Origin of the sequence: Photorhabdus sp. RM96S (assembly GCF_042879335.1) — a bacterium.
In the GTDB taxonomy this organism is placed as follows: Bacteria; Pseudomonadota; Gammaproteobacteria; order Enterobacterales; family Enterobacteriaceae; genus Photorhabdus; species Photorhabdus kayaii.
The window spans coordinates 1-1,850 of sequence record NZ_JBHFKT010000107.1; the positions used below are offsets into that span (position 1 = coordinate 1).

At 32.9% G+C, this 1,850-nt stretch carries 1 protein-coding gene; it reads left to right on the plus strand.

Annotated elements, in window-relative coordinates; all coding sequences use genetic code 11:
* Window positions 1-700 (plus strand): DUF4225 domain-containing protein (locus ACGF49_RS24430; protein WP_387493267.1); only part of this gene is annotated, 700 nt, incomplete at its 5' end.
* Window positions 701-1,850 lie beyond the last annotated feature (1,150 nt).

Sequence of the window (1,850 nt, forward strand, 5' to 3'; positions counted from 1 at the left end):
CATTATGGATGCTTTAGATGAATTTTACGAAAGAAATCCTTCGGCCAGAGGATACTTGGATAACAGTAACAATGAAGAAAGAAAACTCCTAAAAATTCAAATGGATAAACAAAATGAATTGATGATGCTTATGAACAGAGTTGCCGATAAATATGTAAAATGGAGTCTGGCCAAAGACCATTTTATCGGTGAAGTCATGGCCTATTGCCAAGAAAACACATCAAAGATAAATACCGGGGAGATCTCAATCTCTGAAGCAATAGCTTTATTAGACGAAGAAATCCGATCATTAGAAGAGCAAGATGCAATGCTTTCTCAAAAGAGTGTAAGGCAAGCCATTGTTGTAAAGAAAAAGGTAAACAGTGAAAATACTAAAAGCAGGAATAATGAAACAGTTAATTTGATTGTCTCATGGATTGGATTTGTATCTGGCAGCATACAACTCATAGGTGGATTTCTTGCTATTGATACCGGTGTTGGAGCAGCACTTGGAGCACCATTGATGGCTCATGGCTTCAATAATATTGTTGAAAGTGGTTATTATATCCTTTATCGCGAAAGCTATACTGGGCCAGTTAAATTCGTCTATGAAGGGGTTGGAGAAAAAGCTTTTGGAATGGATAAACGCGATGCTGATGTGGTATATACATCGGTTGATGTTGGTATGTCTATTAATGGTTTTTTTGGTTATAAGCTTTAATCAGACAATCAAAGATTATATCGGTATATAAATGCTGATCTGCTTATTGGTTTGAAACGACGAGGTATAGAAACGATGAATTACAAAGAGATAGCTTTAGAGATTTTCGGTGACGCAAATACCGTTTTTGGGCAATATAGATCATATTGAAGGAAGATATAGAATGGTAGACTATTTATATATTATTTTTTCTTTACTTGGACTCTATCCACTATATTGTACTTTTAAGAAACTTTTAATTCCCTATGATGTTTACATTAACCTTTTAGCTGTATTACTTATGATGGCATCTAACATTTTTCATCTAAATGTTGCCTATACTGGTCGAATTCCATTTCTTAGTGTATCCACATCAGATAATGATTTTATTCTATACACTTCTTTTATACTATCTTTCTTGTGTACCATTACATTTATGATCGCATGCGGCAAACATTATAGGAAAAACAAATGGTAATTTTTCAAATAGAATAAACTCACCCTAGATTAATGATTTATTCATCAGATATATTAAGGATGTAAATAATAATTCATTTTTATGCTTTATTTGATAATGGTGATTTAAACACTATATATGGTCAGGCGAGGAGTTATTGATGAATTTGGATTATGTTTCATTGTCCTTAATTCTTCTATTCCCTGTTTATTTCTGCATAAAAAGACTATTGATGTCATCTAATTTTTATCCCCATTTTTACGCAATAATATTACCATTGGCCTTTTCAGCATTTCATCTTTATGTTTTTAATTTCGATTCAATACCTTTTTTTAATGTGGATATCACTGACAATGACTTTTTACATTATTACTCTTTAGCTTTAGGTTATTTAATCTGCGTTCCTTATATAATAGCGAGACGAGTTGTTATCAAATAAATATGAAAGATAGATTCTAATAATATATGGACAATACAAGTCATATTAGGGGGTAAAAAATGGGTTACATATATATTATTTTTTCTTTATTTTCACTTTATCCTCTATACTTTGCTTTTAAGAAACTTTTAATTCCCTATGATGTTTATACCCTATGGATTTCAAGATGCATCGCGACGGCAAGGGAGTGAATCCCCGGGAGCATAGCAAACTATGTGACCGGGGTGAGCGAGTGCCGCCAACAAAGAGGCAACTTGAAAGATGACGGGTATATA